This is a genomic window from Streptomyces sp. ISL-99 (assembly GCF_018614005.1).
GTDB lineage: Bacteria > Actinomycetota > Actinomycetes > Streptomycetales > Streptomycetaceae > Streptomyces > Streptomyces flavidovirens.
The window spans coordinates 95997-114456 of sequence record NZ_JAGGPC010000009.1 but is presented as its reverse complement, the minus strand read 5'-3'; the positions used below and the strand labels follow the sequence as shown (position 1 = coordinate 114456).

17 protein-coding genes are annotated in these 18460 nt (G+C 69.1%); 9 read left to right on the top strand and 8 right to left on the bottom strand.

Features of this window, described 5'->3' with window-relative positions:
• Positions 1–219: 219 nt before the first annotated feature.
• The 5 genes from pgl to tkt are packed head-to-tail and all read right to left on the bottom strand — an operon-like array spanning position 220 to position 6805.
• Entirely contained in the window at positions 220–1002 is a 783-nt protein-coding gene (gene pgl, locus J7E91_RS05760; RefSeq protein ID WP_214899684.1) for a 6-phosphogluconolactonase, read from the bottom strand.
• A complete protein-coding gene (gene opcA / locus J7E91_RS05755; protein WP_214899682.1) occupies positions 999–2039 on the bottom strand; it encodes a glucose-6-phosphate dehydrogenase assembly protein OpcA in 1041 nt (346 codons plus the stop codon). The genes pgl and opcA overlap by 4 nt, the downstream gene beginning before the upstream one ends.
• Positions 2036–3559 (bottom strand): glucose-6-phosphate dehydrogenase, encoded by a 1524-nt coding sequence (gene zwf, locus J7E91_RS05750; RefSeq protein ID WP_214899680.1) that lies wholly within the window; start codon positions 3557–3559, stop codon positions 2036–2038. Before zwf ends, opcA begins: the two co-directional genes overlap by 4 nt.
• A 3-nt stretch (positions 3560–3562) precedes the next feature.
• The gene (gene tal / locus J7E91_RS05745; protein ID WP_214899678.1) at positions 3563–4681 is read right to left on the bottom strand and encodes a transaldolase; all 1119 of its coding nucleotides are present in this window, start codon (positions 4679–4681) and stop codon (positions 3563–3565) included.
• A 36-nt stretch (positions 4682–4717) separates the two neighbouring features.
• Complete coding sequence (gene tkt, locus J7E91_RS05740; RefSeq protein ID WP_214899676.1) at positions 4718–6805, bottom strand: transketolase; 2088 nt, start codon at positions 6803–6805, stop codon at positions 4718–4720.
• A 337-nt stretch (positions 6806–7142) separates the two neighbouring features.
• Here tkt and J7E91_RS05735 point away from each other — a divergent pair, with 337 nt between their 5' ends.
• The 3 genes from J7E91_RS05735 (at position 7143) to J7E91_RS05725 (ending at position 9665) form a co-directional block, all read left to right on the top strand.
• Entirely contained in the window at positions 7143–8090 is a 948-nt protein-coding gene (locus J7E91_RS05735) for a heme o synthase (protein WP_028813888.1), read from the top strand.
• 57 nt (positions 8091–8147) lie between these two features.
• Positions 8148–8468: a hypothetical protein gene (locus J7E91_RS05730; RefSeq protein WP_214899674.1), complete on the top strand. Its 321-nt coding sequence runs from the start codon at positions 8148–8150 to the stop codon at positions 8466–8468.
• 87 nt (positions 8469–8555) lie between these two features.
• Positions 8556–9665, top strand: a complete 1110-nt coding sequence (locus J7E91_RS05725) for an amidohydrolase family protein (RefSeq protein WP_214899672.1) — start codon at positions 8556–8558, stop codon at positions 9663–9665.
• A gap of 10 nt (positions 9666–9675) precedes the next feature.
• Here the strand turns inward: J7E91_RS05725 and J7E91_RS05720 are convergent, their stop codons facing one another.
• From J7E91_RS05720 to J7E91_RS05710, 3 genes are all read right to left on the bottom strand, one after another.
• Positions 9676–10650, bottom strand: a complete 975-nt coding sequence (locus J7E91_RS05720) for a heme A synthase (RefSeq protein WP_214899670.1) — start codon at positions 10648–10650, stop codon at positions 9676–9678.
• 97 nt (positions 10651–10747) lie between these two features.
• Entirely contained in the window at positions 10748–11533 is a 786-nt protein-coding gene (locus J7E91_RS05715; protein ID WP_214899668.1) for an ABC transporter permease, read from the bottom strand.
• Positions 11530–12465, bottom strand: a complete 936-nt coding sequence (locus J7E91_RS05710; RefSeq protein ID WP_214899666.1) for an ABC transporter ATP-binding protein — start codon at positions 12463–12465, stop codon at positions 11530–11532. The genes J7E91_RS05715 and J7E91_RS05710 overlap by 4 nt, the downstream gene beginning before the upstream one ends.
• A 271-nt stretch (positions 12466–12736) precedes the next feature.
• Here J7E91_RS05710 and J7E91_RS05705 point away from each other — a divergent pair, with 271 nt between their 5' ends.
• Genes J7E91_RS05705 through J7E91_RS05680 form a run of 6 tightly spaced genes read left to right on the top strand, consistent with a single transcriptional unit; the run spans position 12737 to position 18456 of the window.
• On the top strand, positions 12737–13459 hold the full coding sequence (locus tag J7E91_RS05705; RefSeq protein WP_308376076.1) for an ArsR family transcriptional regulator: 723 nt from the start codon (positions 12737–12739) through the stop codon (positions 13457–13459).
• Positions 13456–14877, top strand: coding sequence for a Fe-S cluster assembly protein SufB (sufB, locus tag J7E91_RS05700; RefSeq protein ID WP_214899662.1), 1422 nt, complete (start codon positions 13456–13458; stop codon positions 14875–14877). Before J7E91_RS05705 ends, sufB begins: the two co-directional genes overlap by 4 nt.
• Before the next feature lie 58 nt (positions 14878–14935).
• On the top strand, positions 14936–16114 hold the full coding sequence (gene sufD, locus J7E91_RS05695; RefSeq protein WP_214899661.1) for a Fe-S cluster assembly protein SufD: 1179 nt from the start codon (positions 14936–14938) through the stop codon (positions 16112–16114).
• Positions 16114–16431, top strand: a complete 318-nt coding sequence (locus J7E91_RS05690; protein WP_028813879.1) for a bifunctional 3-phenylpropionate/cinnamic acid dioxygenase ferredoxin subunit — start codon at positions 16114–16116, stop codon at positions 16429–16431. Before sufD ends, J7E91_RS05690 begins: the two co-directional genes overlap by 1 nt.
• 7 nt (positions 16432–16438) lie before the next feature.
• Positions 16439–17203 (top strand): Fe-S cluster assembly ATPase SufC, encoded by a 765-nt coding sequence (gene sufC, locus J7E91_RS05685; protein WP_214899660.1) that lies wholly within the window; start codon positions 16439–16441, stop codon positions 17201–17203.
• Entirely contained in the window at positions 17200–18456 is a 1257-nt protein-coding gene (locus J7E91_RS05680; protein WP_214899659.1) for a cysteine desulfurase, read from the top strand. The genes sufC and J7E91_RS05680 overlap by 4 nt, the downstream gene beginning before the upstream one ends.
• The last annotated feature ends 4 nt before the right edge of the window (positions 18457–18460 follow it).

Here is an 18460-nt window from a genome sequence, read left to right as displayed (position 1 = left end):
AGCCTCCAGCACCAGCTCACCGGCGCCGCCGTCAACCTCATCCGCATCAACGCCTGGCTCACCGACACACCAAGAGCCCGCACCCGCACCAGCCCCCTGACAGCACTCCGCCCCGCCGCATAACGACGGGGCGAAGCAACCAGGCCCGAATTCACCAACAGCATCCGCCGCAAGGCGGGCCGGGCCCTCGTCATGATTCAGCGCCTCAGCGGCTCTCCGTCAGGGGATGGCCGGACGGTACAGCCCGCGCGGGAGCTGGGACGCCGCCGCGTCGTCCAGCAGCCACAGCGTGCGGCGCCGGCCGTACGCGCCCGCCGCCGGGGCCTGGATCTCCCCGGCACCCGACAGCGCGATGGCCGCGGCCTTCGCCTTGTCCTCGCCCGCCGCCAGGAGCCACACCTCTCGTGCCGCGCGGATCGCGGGCAGCGTGAGGGTGATGCGGGTGGGCGGGGGCTTGGGGGCGCCGTGGACGCCGACCACCGTGCGCTCCGTCTCGCGGACGGCCGGCAGCTCCGGGAACAGCGACGCGACATGGGTGTCAGGGCCCACGCCCAGCATCAGTACGTCGAACGTCGGCACCGGGCCGTGGTCCTCGGACCCCGATGCAGAGGCCAGTTCCTCGGCGTACCCGGCCGCTGCCGCGTCAGCGTCGTCGCCGTACTTTCCGTCCGAGGCGGGCATCGCGTGGACCCGGGCCGGGTCCAGCGGCACCGCGTCCAGCAGTGCCTCGCGCGCCTGGGTGACGTTGCGCTCCGGGTCGCCCTCGGGGAGGAAACGCTCGTCGCCCCACCACAGGTCCAGCCGCGACCAGTCGACCGCGTCCCGCGCCGGGGACGAGGCCAGCGCGGCCAGCAGACCGTTGCCGTTGCGGCCGCCCGTCAGTACGACCGACGCCGAGCCGCGTGTGGCCTGCGCGTCCACGACCTTCGTGATCAGCCGGGCCGCCGCTGCCTGCGCCATCAGCTCCTTGTCGTGGTGGACGACAAGCTGAGGTGCTCTCACTTCGACGCCGCCTTCTTGGCAGCCGGAGAAGAAGCCGACTTCTTCGCGGCGGCGGGCTTGTCCGCCTCCGCCTCCGGCTTCTCCTTCTCCGCGTTCTTCTGCGCCCCGCCGTGCTCACCGAGCCGGTCGACACCGAACTTCAGCGCCGACGCGTACGTGTCGTCCGGGTCCAGCCTGCGCAGTTCCTCGGCGATCAGCTCGGCGGTCTCCCGCCGCTTGAGCGCCACCGCGCGGTCCGGCTGCCCCTGGATGGACAGGGACGCCAGCGAACCGTCCGACCGACCGAGCTTGATAGGCCCGCAGTTGGTCTCCATCTTCACGCCCGTCAGACCGGGACCGGCCGACACGGAACGCTTCACCGGTACGCCCAGCCGGTCGGCGAGCCACATCCCGAGCAGCTCCACGCTCGGGTTGAACTCCTCGCCCTCCACCTCCACCGAGGTGACCTCGCACTCCACCTGGTCCAGCGCGGCGGCGAGCATCGAGCGCCACGGCGTGATGCGCGTCCACGACAGATCGGTGTCGCCGGGCGTGTAGGCCTCGGCGCGCGCCGACAGCTCCTGGACCGGGTGCTCGGCGGCGTACGTGTCCGTGACACGGCGCTGCGCCAGTGCGCCGAGCGGGTCGTTCGCCGGGTCGAGCGGCGCGTTGGCCGCCCACCACACCACGACGGGGGCGTCGGGCAGCAGCAGCGGCAGCACCACCGACTGGGCGTGGTCGATGGCCTCGCCGTACAGCCGCAGGATGACCGTCTCACCGGTGCCCGCGGCCGTGCCCACCCGCACTTCGGCGTCGAGGCGCGCCTTGGCACGGTCGCGCGGCGAGCGCGAGACCCGCTTGATGACGACGAGGGTGCGCGAGGGGTGCTCGTGGGAGGCCTCGTTGGCCGCCTTGAGCGCGTCGTACGCGTTCTCCTCGTCGGTGACGATGACCAGCGTCAGGACCATGCCGACGGCCGGGGTGCCGATGGCGCGGCGGCCCTGGACCAGGGCCTTGTTGATCTTGCTGGACGTGGTGTCCGTCAGGTCGATTTTCATGGCCGACGCCAGCTCCGTCCGTCTCGTGCGAGCATTTCGTCCGCCTCCACCGGGCCCCAGGTACCGGCCTGGTACTGCGCGGGCTTGCCGTGCTTGTCCCAGTACTCCTCGATCGGGTCGAGGATCCGCCAGGACTGTTCGACCTCCTCAAGACGCGGGAAGAGGTTGGCGTCGCCGAGCAGGACGTCCAGGATCAGGCGCTCGTACGCCTCCGGACTGGACTCGGTGAAGGACTCGCCGTACGCGAAGTCCATCGACACGTCCCGCACCTCCATCGCGGTGCCCGGCACCTTGGAGCCGAACCGGACCGTGACGCCCTCGTCCGGCTGCACGCGGATGACCAGGGCGTTCTGGCCCAGCTCCTCGGTTGCCGTGTGATCGAAGGGGGAGTGCGGGGCGCGCTGGAAGACGACCGCGATCTCGGTGACGCGGCGGCCGAGCCGCTTGCCCGTACGGAGATAGAAGGGGACACCCGCCCAGCGGCGGTTGTCGATCTCCAGCTTGATCGCGGCGTAGGTGTCGGTCTTCGACTTGGGGTCGATGCCGTCTTCCTGGAGGTAGCCGACGGCCTTCTGGCCGCCCTGCCAGCCCGCCGCGTACTGCCCGCGCACGGTCTCCTGGCCGAGGTCCCTGGGGAGCTTGACGGCGCCCAGCACCTTGGTCTTCTCGGCGACCAGCGCGTCGGCCTCGAAGGAGGCGGGCTCTTCCATGGCGGTCAGCGCGAGCAGCTGGAGCAGGTGGTTCTGGATGACGTCGCGGGCGGCGCCGATGCCGTCGTAGTAGCCGGCGCGGCCGCCGATGCCAATGTCCTCGGCCATGGTGATCTGCACGTGGTCGACGTACGACCGGTTCCAGAGCGGCTCGAACATCTGGTTGGCGAAGCGCAGCGCCATGATGTTCTGGACCGTCTCCTTGCCCAGATAGTGGTCGATCCGGAAGACCTCGTGCGCCGGGAAGACCTCGTGGACGATCCGGTTGAGCTCCTGCGCGGAGGCCAGGTCGTGCCCGAAGGGCTTCTCGATGACGGCCCGTCGCCAGGAGCCTTCCTTCTGGTCGGCCAGCCCGTGCTTCTTGAGCTGCTGGACGACCGCGGGGAAGAACTTCGGCGGCACGGACAGATAGAAGGCGAAGTTGCCGCCGGTGCCCTGCGCCTTGTCGAGCTCCGCGATCGTCGACTTCAGCGTCTCGAACGCGTTGTCGTCGTCGAAGTCACCCTGGACGAACCGCATGCCCTGGATGAGCTGCTGCCAGACCTCCTCGCGGAAGGGGGTACGGGCGTGCTCCTTGACGGCGTCATGGACGACCTGGGCGAAGTCCTCGTTCTCCCAGTCGCGGCGGGCGAAGCCGATGAGCGAGAAGCCCGGCGGCAGCAGGCCGCGGTTGGCCAGGTCGTAGACGGCAGGCATCAACTTTTTACGTGACAAATCGCCCGTGACGCCAAAGATGACCAGGCCCGACGGCCCCGCGATACGCGGGAGCCGCCGGTCCTGTGCGTCACGCAGCGGATTGCTGCTGGACAATGTTTAGCCCTCCGAAGGGGCGAGGCGCTTGAGCTCCGCCTCGGTCGACTTGAGCAGGTCGTTCCAGGACGCCTCGAACTTGTCGACGCCCTCGTCCTCGAGCAGCTGCACCACGTCGTCGTAACTGATCCCGAGCTTCTCGACGGCGTCGAGCTCGGCGCGCGCCTGCTCGTACGTACCGGCGATCGTGTTGCCCGTGATCTGTCCGTGGTCGGCGGTCGCTTCCAGCGTCGCCTCGGGCATGGTGTTCACCGTGCCGGGGGCGACGAGGTCGTCGACGTACAGGGTGTCCTTGTACGCCGGGTCCTTGACGCCGGTGGAGGCCCACAGCGGACGCTGCTTGTTGGCGTTGGCCTTGTCCAGGGCGGCCCAGCGGTCGCTGCTGAACACCTCTTCGTACGCCTGGTACGCGAGGCGGGCGTTTGCCAGCGCGGCCTTGCCCTTGAGGGCCTTGGCCTCGTCCGTGCCGATGCCATCCAGACGCTTGTCGATCTCGGTGTCCACGCGGGACACGAAGAACGACGCCACCGAGTGGATCTTGGAGAGGTCCAGGCCTGCGGCCTTCGCCTTCTCCAGACCGGCCAGGTAGGCGTCCATGACCTCGCGGTAGCGCTCCAGCGAGAAGATCAGCGTCACGTTGACGCTGATGCCGAGACCGATGGTCTCGGTGATCGCCGGGATGCCCGCACGGGTGGCGGGAATCTTGATCAGGGTGTTCGGACGGTCCACCAGCCAGGCGAGCTGCCTGGCCTCGGCCGTCGTCGCCCTGGTGTTGTGCGCCAGGCGCGGGTCGACCTCGATCGACACCCGGCCGTCCTGGCCGCCGGTCGCGTCGAACACCGGCCGCAGGATGTCGGCGGCGTCCCTCACGTCAGCCGTCGTGATCATGCGGATGGCTTCTTCGACCGTCACCTCACGGGCGGCGAGGTCGCCGAGCTGCTGGTCGTAACCGTGGCCCGTCGAGATCGCCTTCTGGAAGATCGACGGGTTGGTCGTGACGCCCACGACGTGCTGCTGGTCGATCAGCTCGGCGAGGTTGCCGGACGTGATCCGCTGGCGCGAAAGGTCGTCAAGCCAGATCGCGACGCCTTCGTCGGAGAGGCGCTTGAGTGCGTCTGTCATGAGAGTTGCATCTCCTACTTGTCGTGTATGCCGGTGTCAGCGCGCTTCGGCAGCCAGCCCCGAAACAGATCCAAGCGAGTCCCGGGCCGCGGCGGTGACCGCGTCCGCGGTGAAACCGAACTCCCGGAAGAGCACCTTGGCGTCCGCGGAAGCGCCGAAGTGCTCCAGCGAGACGATGCGGCCGGCCTCGCCGACGTACCGGTACCAGGTCAGGGCAATGCCCGCCTCGACCGCGACACGGGCCTTGACGGACGGCGGCAGCACGCTGTCGCGGTACCCCTGGTCCTGCTCCTCGAACCACTCGATCGAGGGCATCGACACCACACGGGTCGGAATACCGGCCGCCTGGAGCTGCTCGCGCGCCTCGACGGCGAGCTGGACCTCGGAGCCGGTGCCGATCAGAACGACCTGCGGCTGGCCACCCTCGGCCTCGGCGAGCACGTAACCGCCGCGCGCGGCGTCCTCGTTGGTCTCGTACGTCGGCACACCCTGGCGGGTCAGCGCCAGACCGTGCGGAGCGTCGTTGCGCCGGAGGATCTCGCGCCAGGCGATCGCCGTCTCGTTGGCGTCGGCCGGGCGGACCATGTTCAGGCCGGGGATGGCGCGCAGGGCGGCCATGTGCTCGACCGGCTGGTGCGTCGGGCCGTCCTCGCCCAGACCGATGGAGTCGTGCGTCCAGACGTACGTCACGGGCAGCTTCATCAGCGCGGCGAGGCGGACGGCGGGGCGCATGTAGTCGGAGAACACCAGGAAGGTGCCGCCGTAGATGCGGGTGTTGCCGTGCAGCGCGATGCCGTTCATCGTCGAGCCCATGGCGTGCTCGCGGATGCCGAAGTGGACCGTACGGCCGTACGGGTTCGCCTCGGGCAGCGGGTTGCCGACGGGCAGGAACGACGACGTCTTGTCGATCGTCGTGTTGTTCGAGCCGGCAAGGTCGGCGGAGCCGCCCCACAGCTCGGGGATGACCGCGCCGAGCGCCTGGAGGACCTTGCCGGAGGCGGCGCGGGTCGCGACGGCCTTGCCCGGCTCGAAGACGGGAAGCGACTTCTCCCAGCCCTCGGGAAGCTTGCCCGCGGCGATGCGGTCGAACGTGGCGGCGCGCTCGGCGTTGGCGTTGCGCCACTCCTGGAACTGCTTGTCCCAGGCGGCGTGCGCCTCACGGCCGCGGTCGGCCGCCTTGCGGACGTGCGCGAAGACGTCGTCGTCGACCTGGAAGTGCTGCTCGGGGTCGAAGCCCAGCACGCGCTTGGTGGCCGCGATCTCCTCCTCGCCCAGCGCCGAGCCGTGCGAGGCCTCGGTGCCCTGGGCGTTCGGGGCGGGCCAGGCGATGATCGTGCGCGCCGCGATGATCGACGGGCGCTCGGTCTCCTCCTGCGCCGCCTTCAGAGCCGCGTACAGCGCCTTGACGTCGAAGTCGCCGTTGGCGTTCTGCTCGACCCGCTGCACGTGCCAGCCGTACGCCTCGTACCGCTTCAGCACGTCCTCGGAGAAGGCGGTCTCGGTGTCGCCCTCGATCGAGATGTGGTTGTCGTCGTACAGAGCGACGATGCTGCCGAGCTTCTGGTGGCCCGCGAGCGAGGACGCCTCGGCCGAGATGCCCTCCTCCAGGTCGCCGTCGGAGACGATCGCCCAGATGGTGTGGTCGAACGGGGAGGCGCCCTCGGCGGCCTCCGGGTCGAACAGGCCGCGCTCGTAGCGGGCGGCCATCGCCATGCCCACGGCGTTGGCGATGCCCTGGCCCAGCGGGCCCGTCGTGGTCTCCACGCCGGTCGTGTGCCCGTGCTCGGGGTGACCGGGCGTCAGGCTGCCCCAGGTGCGGAACGCCTTCAGGTCGTCCAGCTCCAGGCCGTAGCCGGCCATGTAGAGCTGGATGTAGAGCGTCAGGCTGGAGTGACCCGGAGAGAGGACGAAACGGTCACGGCCGGTCCAGTTCGCGTCACTGGGGTCGTGCCGCATCAGCTTCTGGAACAGCACATACGCGGCCGGGGCGAGGCTCATGGCCGTACCAGGGTGGCCGTTGCCGACCTTCTGTACGGAATCCATGGCCAGGACGCGGACGGTATCGACAGCCCGCTGATCCAATTCGGTCCACTCGAGATCTGTGGTGGTCGGCTTGGTGCTCACCCTGAGTCAGGGCTCCTCTCCACATGTCGAATCCCGGCGACTGGTAGCGCACCGGGCGTAGTCGAGCCTACCCCCGCGAGAACACGCGTCTTTTCGAGTCCAGGGCTTGGACGGCACTCGGATAAAACCGGACACAGCCCAGCGTGCGGGCGGGTGAGAGACTTCGCCTCCTGGTGTTCACCTTCCTCTGTACGGACCCCGCCCCAGCGGTGCTCAACACGACCCCACCCCGGCGGAGATCGACGTCTGGGCAACGTCTAGAGTGGCGTGGTACGCGCAAGTCTTTACCGGGCCTTCACGTCCGGAGCTTGCTGGAATTTCTCTGTCAGGGGTGTGCGTGACGGCCGTCGAGTCCCGACCCGCAGGGGTCGCCTTGACTCCCAGCCCGGGGGGCCATCGGCCGTTCGGAGCCCGGGTCAAAGCGTTCGTGGCACTGACCAAGCCTCGGATCATCGAACTGCTGCTGATCACCACCGTCCCGGTGATGTTCCTGGCCGAACAGGGCGTGCCCGATCTGTGGCTGGTCTTCGCGACCTGCCTCGGCGGCTACCTGTCGGCGGGCGGCGCCAACGCGCTGAACATGTACATCGACCGCGACATCGACGCGCTGATGGACCGCACGTCGCAGCGTCCGCTGGTCACCGGCATGGTCAGTCCGCGCGAATGCCTCGTCTTCGGCATCAGCCTGGCCGTGATCTCGACGCTCTGGTTCGGACTCCTCGTCAACTGGCTGTCCGCCGCACTGTCGCTCGGCGCGCTCCTCTTCTACGTCGTCGTCTACACGATGATCCTCAAGCGGCGCACCGCGCAGAACATCGTCTGGGGCGGCATCGCGGGCTGCCTGCCGGTCCTCATCGGCTGGTCGGCCGTCACGAACTCGATGTCCTGGGCCGCCGTCATCCTCTTCATGGTCATCTTCTTCTGGACGCCGCCGCACTACTGGCCGCTGTCGATGAAGGTGAAGGAGGACTACGCACGGGTGGGCGTTCCCATGCTCCCCGTCGTCGCCTCCAACAAGGTCGTGGCCCGCCAGATCGTCGCGTACAGCTGGGTGATGGTCGGTGTCTCGCTGCTGCTGACCCCGCTGGGGTACACGGGCTGGTTCTACACCACGGTCGCCCTGGTCGCCGGCGGGTGGTGGCTCAAGGAGGCGCACGGGCTCCAGGCGCGCGCGAAGTCCGGGGTCACGGGCGGCAAGCTCAAGGAGATGCGGCTGTTCCACTGGTCCATCACCTATGTCTCGCTGCTGTTCGTCGCGGTCGCGGTGGACCCCTTCCTGCGCTAGACGGACTGCCGGGGACTGCTATGGACCACCGTTCTACCGGTCGGTAGCATCGGTGTCATGGCAGACACGAAGCAGGCAGAGCGCAAGGTGGCGAAGCTCGCCAGGGAGATAACCGCCTTCGCCAAGCAGCACGGCGGCGCCGAGGGACAGCTCGCGTACCTCGGTCAGGTGGGCACCCGCATCGTGCTCGTCGGTGAGGACGGCGGCTGGGGCGACCTCGTCGCCCCCACCCACGCCGTCGCGCAGAGCGCCGCCGAGAAGGCCGGGATCACGCTCCACGAGTCCTTCGACGGCGACTTCGCTGCCAAGGTGCGCACCGGACCGTACGAATGGAGCCGGATGGCAGGCATCCAGGTCGGCGGCCCGTCCAACAGCTAACGGCACACCTGGCGACACTTGAGCAACACCTGACGCGGGGGTCACCCGTTAGAGCCTGTGGAAGTACGTCCACCACAGGAGTCCCGGATGATCGAAACGCCTTCCCTGGTGGACCAGTACTGCCACGGAGTGCTCCGTACGGAGCTGGGCCTCGGCACCTTCGAGACCTACCTCGGCAGGACCCCCGCGCCACCCGCGCCCGGCACCACGTTCTTCGACACCCAGACGGGCTTCGCCGTACGCCGCTGGTGCCCGCCGCTGCTCGGCCTCGAACCGCACTGCCCACCCGCGCGTTATCTGGCGCGCCGCAGGGAACTGGGCGTCCTGGAAACCGGCAGGCGGCTGCTCAGGGGCAGCGGGATTTCCACCTATCTGGTCGACACCGGTATGCCGGGCGACCTCACCGGGCCCGTGGAGATCGCCGCGGCCGGCGATGCCCAGGCCCGCGAGATCGTGCGCCTGGAACTCCTCGCCGAGCAGGTCGCCGACACCTCGGGCACCGTCGACGGCTTCCTCGCCAATCTCGCCGAGGCCGTGCACAGCGCGGCCGGATCCGCCGTGGCCTTCAACTCCGTGGCAGGCGTACGGCACGGCCTGGCCCTCGTGCCGCATCCGCCGGGCCCGGGCGAGGTGCGCGGGGCGGTGGGACGCTGGCTGGGAGGGCGTCGGGCCGGCGGCACGCTCACCGACCCGGTGGTACTGCGGCACCTGCTGTGGATCGCCGTCGCCTCCGGACTGCCGCTGCAGCTCCAGGCGGGGACGGCCGGCCCGGGTCTGCGCATCGACCGTACGGACCCGATGCTGCTTACCGACTTCGCGGCGGCGACCGCGGGCGTGGGCACGGACCTGGTGCTGCTGCACGGCTATCCGTACCACCGTCACGCCGCGCATCTGGCGAGCGTCTTCCCGCATGTGTACGCCGACCTGGGCCCGGCGCTCGCGCACACGGGGGCGCGGGCGGCGGCCGTACTCGCGGAGATCCTGGAGCTCGCGCCCTTCGGCAAGCTGCTCTTCTCCAGCGGCGCCCGCGGCCTGCCGGAGCTGCACGTCGTGGGAGCGCGGCTGTTCCGCGAGGCGCTGAGCAGGGTGCTTGGGGGGTGGGTCGGCGACGGGGCGTGGTCTCGGGTGGACGCCGAACGGGTCGCCGGGATGATCGCGGCGGGCAATGCCCGCCGCGTCTACGGACTGCCGGACTGAGGGAAGCTCCTCAGACGGTGGCGGACACCGCTGAGCCGGACTCGACGGGCAGCGGGGCCGAGGCTTCGAGCGGGCGCTCGCGCAGGCTCAGCGCCAGGCGCAGTACCGCGATCCACATCAGCGAGGAGCCGAGCATGTGGGCGCTCACGAGGATCTCGGGGACCCCGGTGAAGAACTGGACGTAACCGATACCGCCCTGCGCGAGCAGGACGATCAGCAGGTCGCGGGCGCGCGCCCGGGTGTCGTCCGGGGCGTCCACCACGCGCAGCACCAGCCACATGGCGATGGCCAGCGCGCAGACGACCCAGGCGGCCGCGGCGTGCAGGTGAGCGGCGTCCGCCCAGTCCCACGGCATGCGCGGTACGTCGCTGCTGTCACCGGCGTGCTTGCCCGAGCCGGTCACCGTCGTACCCAGGGCGATCAGCAGCCCCGAGGTGACGACGACCGCCCAGGAGAGCTTCCGGACGGGGCGCGGGACGCGCGGCCGGGGAGCGGTGTCGCCCTCACGGGTGCGCTGCCAGGTGATCACGGCGACGGTGAGCAGGGCGTTGGCGAGGAGGAAGTGCCCGGCGACGGTCCAGGGGTTGAGGCCCGCCCAGACGGTGATGCCGCCGATGACGGCGTTGCCCATCACGATCCAGAACTGGGCCCAGCCGAGGCGGGTGAGACCCCGCCGCCACGGCTTCGTGGACCGGGCCGCGATGATCGCCCAGCCGACCGCGGCCGACAGGACGTACGTCAGCATGCGGTTGCCGAACTCGATCGCGCCGTGGATGCCCTGTTCGGGCGTCGCGAAGAGGCTGTCGTCGGTGCACTTCGGCCAGGTGTCGCAGCCGAGGCCGGAGCCGGTCAGCCGTACCGCGCCGCCGGTGACGATGATGAGGACGGTCATCACGACGGCGGAGAGCGCGGCGCGCCGGAGTGTACGGGGGGTGGGCGTCCAGCGCCGCGCGATGAGGGCGAGGGGGGTCAACACGGGGACCATCGTAGGACGGGGCTTGTGCAGCTTTTCACGAGGGGGTATGGGGGAGTCGTCACCCCGGAGAAAATGCAGTACGAGGGGGTCCCGAAACGGGCGTTCCTTACTCCCAGCGGAAGAAGCGGGCGGCCGCGCCCAGGCCCAGTACCGCCCACATGGCCAGGATCCCGAGGTTGCTCCAGGGGATGGCCGCTCCGTGCTGGAGTACGTCGCGCAGGCCGTCCGACAGGGCCGAGATCGGCAGCAGGCCGAGCACAGACTGAGCCGCGTCCGGGAACTTGTCGAGCGGAACGATCACGCCGCCGCCCACCAGCAGCAGGAGGAAGACGAGGTTGGCGGCGGCCAGTGTCGCCTCCGCCTTGAGCGTGCCGGCCATCAGCAGGCCGAGACCGGAGAAGGCCGCGGTACCGAGGACCAGGAGAAGGAAGACGGCGAACGGGTTGCCGTGCGGGGACCAGCCGAGGCCGAAGGCGATCACCGTCAGCAGGACGACTTGGAGCACCTCGGTGACGAGCACGGAGAACGTCTTCGCCGTCATCAGCGCCCAGCGGGGCAGGGGAGAGGTGCCGAGCAGCTTCAGCACGCCGTACCGGCGCTCGAAGCCGGTCGCGATGGCCTGCCCGGTGAAGGCGGTGGACATGACGGCGAGTGCCAGGATGCCGGGCGCGAGGAAATCGACCGACTTGCCCGAGCCCCCCTCAGTCTCAGTAGGCACAGCGATGATGTCGACCGTCGAGAACAGCACCAGCAGCAGCGCCGGGATGATCACTGTCAGGAGCAGCTGCTCGCCGTTGCGCAGCAGCATCTTCGTCTCGAAGGCGGTCTGCGCCGCGATCATCCGGGGCAGCGGGGCCGCTCCCGGCCGGGGGGTGTAAGTACCGATGCTCATGAACGAAGGTCCTTACCGGTCAGCTCGAGAAAGACGTCCTCCAGGGAGTGCCGCTCGACGGAGATGCCGTCCGGCATCACGCCGTGCTGTGCGCACCAGGAGGTGACGGTGGCCAGCAGCTGAGGATCGACCTTGCCGGTGATCCGGTACGTCCCCGGCGTCAGCTCGGCCGCCAGCGTGTCCACGGGCAGCGCCTTGAGCAGGGACGCGACGTCGAGGCCGGGGCGCCCGGTGAAGCGCAGGGTGTTCTCGGCGCCGCCGCGGCACAGCTCCTCGGGGCTGCCCTGGGCGATCACGCGGCCCCCGTCGATGATCGCGACGTCGTCGGCGAGCTGCTCGGCCTCGTCCATGAAGTGGGTGGTGAGGACGACGGTGACGCCGTCCGTACGGAGCTCGCGCACGAGGTCCCAGGTGGACCGGCGGGCCTGCGGGTCGAGGCCCGCGGTCGGCTCGTCCAGGAAGATCAGCTCGGGGCGGCCGACGACGGCCATCGCCAGCGCGAGCCGCTGCTGCTGCCCGCCGGAGAGCCGCCGGTACGTCGTACGGCCGCAGCTGCCGAGGCCGAGGCGCTCGATGAGCGCGTCGACGTCCAGCGGGTGGGCGTGGAGTTTCGCCACGTGGCGCAGCATCTCGTCGGCCCTGGCGCCCGAGTACACGCCACCCGACTGGAGCATCACCCCGATCCGGGGGCGCAGCTCGGCCGCGTCGGCGACCGGGTCGAGACCGAGGACGCGGACCGTCCCTGCGTCCGGCCTGCGGTAGCCCTCGCACGTTTCGATCGTGGTGGTTTTCCCGGCCCCGTTGGGACCGAGGACGGCGGTGACCGCGCCCGGGCGGACCTCCAGGTCGAGGCCGTCGACGGCGGTCTTGGTTCCGTACCGCTTGACCAGTCCGGAGACCTGGACGGCGACCTGGGCGGTCTCGCTTCTCATGCCGGGAAGTCTAGAGAAGCTGCCGGTGCCCGTGGCCGGGGGCTCCGGTCAACGGCGGAAAGACCCTGGTCAAGCCGGTCGGAGTGCCCGAAAGGCCCGTTCCGTTCCCGCCCGGCCCGCAGTCCGCCCGGCCGTGTCTCCGTGTGCGGCTTTGATCATTTCCGCAGGTCAGATTAGGTATGCCTAAGTGATGCAGCCCACCGGGGCTTGATCAGGACGCGGGTTGTCACGCTCTGAGGAATTACGCAACAATGGCGTTGTGAAATACGGTGTGAGTTCGACTGAGCCTCTCCAGGAGGAGCTCGCGACCGGTGAGCGCTCGACGCGCAACCGGATCGCGCGGTCAGTCCTGGACCACGGCCCGTCCACCGCCGCCGATCTCGCGAAACGCCTCGGTCTCACCCAGGCCGCCGTCCGCCGCCACCTCGATTCGCTCGTCGCCGAGAACGTCGTCGAGCCCCGCGAGCAGCGCGTGTACGGCACCAGGAGCCGAGGCAGGCCCGCGAAGGTTTTCGCGCTCACCGACTGCGGCCGGGACGCCTTCGACCAGTCCTACGACAAGCTAGCCGCCGACGCCCTGCACTGGATCGCGCAGGCGGCCGGCGGCGGCGAGAAGGGCGAGGCGGCGGTCACCGCATTCGCCCGCGCGCGGTTCGCCGCCCAGGCCGGGGCGTACCGCGAGGCGGTCGAGTCCGCCGCCCCCGAGGACCGGACCGAGGCGCTCGCCAGGGCCTTGTCGGCCGACGGGTACGCTGCTACGGCGCGTAACGCACCGGTCGGAGAGCAGCTCTGCCAGCACCACTGCCCGGTCGCTCACGTCGCCGAGCAGTATCCGCAGCTGTGCGAGGCGGAGACCGAGTTCTTCTCCGAGCTGCTCGGAACGCATGTGCAGCGTCTGGCGACCATCGCCCACGGCGACGGCGTGTGCACGACGTTTATCCCCAAGACCACCAATTCAGCATCTGCAAGTACGGCCGGGAGGAACCCCGCATGACTCTCCCCACGGAGACTGCCCACCCCGAACTCGAGGGCCTGGGTACGTACGAATTCGGCTGGGCCGACTCCGACACGGCAGGCGCTACGGCCAAGCGCGGCCTCTCCGAAGAGGTCGTTCGCGACATCTCGGCGAAGAAGAACGAGCCGGAGTGGATGCTGAAGCTGCGGCTGAAGGGCCTCAAGCTGTTCGGCAAGAAGCCCATGCCGAGCTGGGGTGCCGACCTGTCGGGCATCGACTTCGACAACATCAAGTACTTCGTGCGCTCCACGGAGAAGCAGGCGGAGTCCTGGGAGGACCTGCCCGAGGACATCAAGAACACGTACGACAAGCTCGGCATCCCCGAGGCGGAGAAGCAGCGCCTCGTCGCCGGTGTCGCGGCCCAGTACGAGTCCGAGGTCGTCTACCACCAGATCCGCGAGGACCTGGAGGAGCAGGGCGTCATCTTCCTCGACACGGACACCGCGCTGAAGCAGCACCCGGAGCTCTTCCAGGAGTACTTCGGCACGGTCATCCCGGTCGGTGACAACAAGTTCGCGTCGCTGAACTCGGCCGTGTGGTCCGGCGGCTCGTTCATCTACGTACCCAAGGGTGTGCACGTCGACATCCCGCTCCAGGCCTACTTCCGCATCAACACGGAGAACATGGGCCAGTTCGAGCGGACGCTGATCATCGTCGACGAGGACGCGTACGTCCACTACGTCGAGGGCTGCACCGCCCCGATCTACTCCTCCGACTCGCTGCACAGCGCCGTCGTGGAGATCATCGTCAAGAAGGGCGGCCGCTGCCGCTACACGACCATCCAGAACTGGTCGAACAACGTCTACAACCTGGTCACCAAGCGCGCCGTGGCGTACGAGGGCGCGACCATGGAGTGGGTCGACGGCAACATCGGCTCCAAGGTGACGATGAAGTACCCGGCCGTCTACCTGATGGGCGAGCACGCCAAGGGCGAGACCCTGTCGATCGCCTTCGCCGGCGAGGGCCAGCACCAGGACGCCGGCTCCAAGATGGTCCACATGGCGCCGAACACCTCCTCCAACATCGTCTCCAAGTCGGTGGCGCGAGGCGGCGGCCGGACCTCCTACCGCGGTCTCGTCGAGATCGGCGAGGGCGCGCCCGGCTCGAAGTCCAACGTGCTGTGCGACGCGCTGCTCGTCGACACGATCTCCCGCTCCGACACGTACCCGTACGTGGACGTGCGCGAGGACGACGTGTCCATGGGCCACGAGGCGACCGTCTCCAAGGTCTCCGAGGACCAGCTCTTCTACCTGATGAGCCGCGGCATGACGGAGTTCGAGGCCATGGCGATGATCGTCCGCGGCTTCGTCGAGCCGATCGCCAAGGAGCTGCCCATGGAGTACGCGCTGGAGCTCAACCGGCTGATCGAGCTGCAGATGGAGGGTTCGGTCGGCTAACGCCCCCGTACCCCGCAGCGACTGACTTTCGACCCAGAGAGAGAGCACTACGACAGCCATGGCTGAGGCTCAGAACATCCCGGTGGGCTCCACCACCGCCGGCACGATCGCGGTGGCCGCCGAGTCCACCGTCGCCACGCGCATGAGCGCCCCGCCGTCCTTCGACGTGGCGGACTTCCCCGTGCCGCACGGGCGCGAGGAGGAGTGGCGCTTCACGCCACTGGAGCGCCTGCGCGGGCTGCACGACGGCACCGCCGAGGCCGGCGGCGAACTCACCGTCGAGGTGACCGCCCCCGAGGGCGTCACCGTCGAGACGGTGGACCGCGGCGACGCGCGGCTCGGCAGGGCCGGCACCCCGGTGGACCGCGTGGCCGCCCAGGCGTACAGCTCCTTCGAGAAGGCCTCGGTCGTCTCGGTGCCCAAGGAAGCCGTGCTGACCGAGCCGATCCGCATCGCCGTGCACGGCGAGGGCGGCACCGCCTACGGCCACCAGGTCGTCGAGCTGGGCGCCTTCGCCGAGGCTGTCGTCGTCATCGACCACACCGGTGACGCCGTGCTCGCCGCCAACGTCGACTTCGTCGTCGGCGACGGCGCGAAGCTGACCGTCGTGTCCGTGCAGGACTGGGACGACACCGCCGTGCACGTCTCGCAGCACAACGCGCTGATCGGCCGCGACGCCTCCTTCAAGTCGGTCGTGGTGACCTTCGGCGGCGATCTCGTACGCCTCAGCCCCCAGGTGCAGTACGCCGGCACCGGCGGCGAGGCCGAGCTCTTCGGCCTGTACTTCACCGACGCGGGCCAGCACCAGGAGCACCGCCTCCTGGTCGACCACAACACCCCGCACTGCAAGTCGAACGTGGCCTACAAGGGCGCGCTCCAGGGCGACGGCGCGCACGCCGTGTGGATCGGCGACGTGCTGATCCGGGCCGCCGCCGAGGGCACGGACACGTACGAGCTGAACCGCAACCTCGTCCTCACGGACGGTGCGCGCGTCGACTCCGTACCGAACCTGGAGATCGAGACCGGCGAGATCGTCGGCGCCGGCCACGCCTCGGCGACCGGCCGCTTCGACGACGAGCAGCTCTTCTACCTCATGTCGCGCGGCATCCGGTCCGAAGAGGCCCGCCGTCTGGTCGTCCGCGGCTTCTTCGCGGAGCTCGTCCAGCAGATCGGTCTGCCCGACGTCGAGGAACGCCTCCTCGCCAAGATCGACGCGGAGCTGGAGGCGTCCGTCTGATGGCCTTCGTCAAAGCCTGTGCGCTGAGTGAGCTGGAGGACGACACCCCGAAACGGGTGGAGCTCGACGGCACACCGGTGTCCGTCGTCCGCACCGAGGGAGAGGTGTACGCGATCAACGACATCTGCTCGCACGCGAACGTCTCCCTCTCGGAGGGCGAGGTGGAGGACTGCATGATCGAGTGCTGGCTGCACGGCTCGAGCTTCGACCTCCGCACCGGCAAGCCTTCCGGCCTTCCCGCGACGCGCCCCGTCCCCGTATACCCCGTCAAGATCGAAGGGGACGATGTGCTCGTCTCCGTCACACAGGAGTCCTGAGACACCCATGGCAACGCTTGAAATCCGCGACCTGCACGTTTCCGTCGAGGCCGACAACTCCACCAAGGAGATCCTCAAGGGCGTCGACCTGACCGTGAAGCAGGGCGAGACCCACGCCATCATGGGCCCCAACGGCTCCGGCAAGTCCACCCTCGCGTACTCGATCGCCGGTCACCCCAAGTACACGATCACCAGCGGCACCGTCACCCTCGACGGCGAGGACGTCCTGGAGATGTCCGTCGACGAGCGCGCCCGCGCCGGCATGTTCCTCGCCATGCAGTACCCGGTCGAGGTCCCCGGCGTCTCGGTCTCCAACTTCCTGCGTACGTCGGCGACGGCGATCCGCGGCGAGGCCCCCAAGCTGCGCACGTGGGTGAAGGAGGTCAAGACGGCCATGGAGACCCTCCAGATGGACCCGGCCTTCGCCGAGCGCAACGTCAACGAGGGCTTCTCCGGCGGTGAGAAGAAGCGCCACGAGATCCTCCAGCTGGAGCTCCTCAAGCCGAAGATCGCGATTCTCGACGAGACCGACTCCGGCCTCGACGTCGACGCCCTGCGCCAGGTCTCCGAGGGCGTCAACCGCGTCCACGCGAGCGGCGAGGTCGGCACGCTGCTGATCACCCACTACACGCGCATCCTGCGCTACATCAAGCCGGACTTCGTGCACGTCTTCGCCAAGGGCAGGATCGTGGCGTCCGGCGGCCCGGAGCTCGCCGACGAGCTCGAGGCCGAGGGCTACGAGAAGTACACGAAGGGTGGCGTATCAGCGTGACACAGCTGCCGGGCCTTCTCGACACTGAGGCGATCCGCAAGGACTTCCCCATCCTGGATCGTGTGGTCCACGACGGGAAGAAGATCGTTTACCTGGACAACGCGGCGACTTCGCAGAAGCCGCGCCAGGTCCTCGACGCGCTGAACGCGTACTACGAGCAGAGCAACGCCAACGTCCACCGCGGCGTCCACGTGCTCGCCGAGGAGGCCACGGCGCTGTACGAGGGCGCTCGCGACAAGGTCGCCGCCTTCATCAACGCGCCGAGCCGCGACGAGGTCATCTTCACGAAGAACGCCTCGGAGTCGCTCAACCTCGTGGCGAACATGCTGGGCTGGGCCGACGAGCCCTACCGCGTGGACGCCGAGACCGAGATCGTCATCACGGAGATGGAGCACCACTCCAACATCGTGCCGTGGCAGCTGCTCTCGCAGCGCACCGGCGCGAAGCTGAAGTGGTTCGGCATCACCGACGACGGCCGCCTCGACCTGTCCGACATCGACGAGATCATCACCGAGAAGACGAAGATCGTCTCCTTCACGCTGGTCTCGAACATCATGGGCACGATCAACCCGGTCGACGCGATCATCCGCCGCGCCCAGGAGGTCGGCGCGCTCGTGTGCATCGACGCCTCGCAGGCGGCGCCGCACATGGTGCTCGACGTACAGGCGCTCCAGGCCGACTTCGTGGCCTTCACCGGCCACAAGATGGTCGGCCCGACCGGCATCGGCGTGCTCTGGGGACGCCAGGAGCTGCTTGAGGACCTTCCGCCGTTCCTCGGCGGCGGCGAGATGATCGAGACCGTGTCGATGAGCTCGTCGACGTACGCTCCCGCTCCGCACAAGTTCGAGGCGGGTACGCCCCCGATCGCGCAGGCCGTCGGCCTCGGCGCGGCCGTGGACTACCTCACCGCGATCGGCATGGACAAGATCGCCGCCCACGAGCACGCGATCACCGAGTACGCGGTCAAGCGCCTCTCGGAGGTCGAGGGCCTGCGGATCATCGGCCCGACGACGGCCGAGGACCGCGGCGCGACGATCTCCTTCGTGCTCGGCGACATCCACCCGCACGACGTGGGCCAGGTTCTCGACGAGCTGGGCATCGCGGTCCGGGTCGGACACCACTGCGCGCGGCCTGTCTGCCTGCGGTACGGAATTCCTGCGACCACGCGAGCGTCGTTCTATCTGTACTCCACGCCGGCCGAGGTCGACGCCTTGGTCGAGGGCCTGGAGCACGTCCGGAACTTCTTCGGCTGAGGGC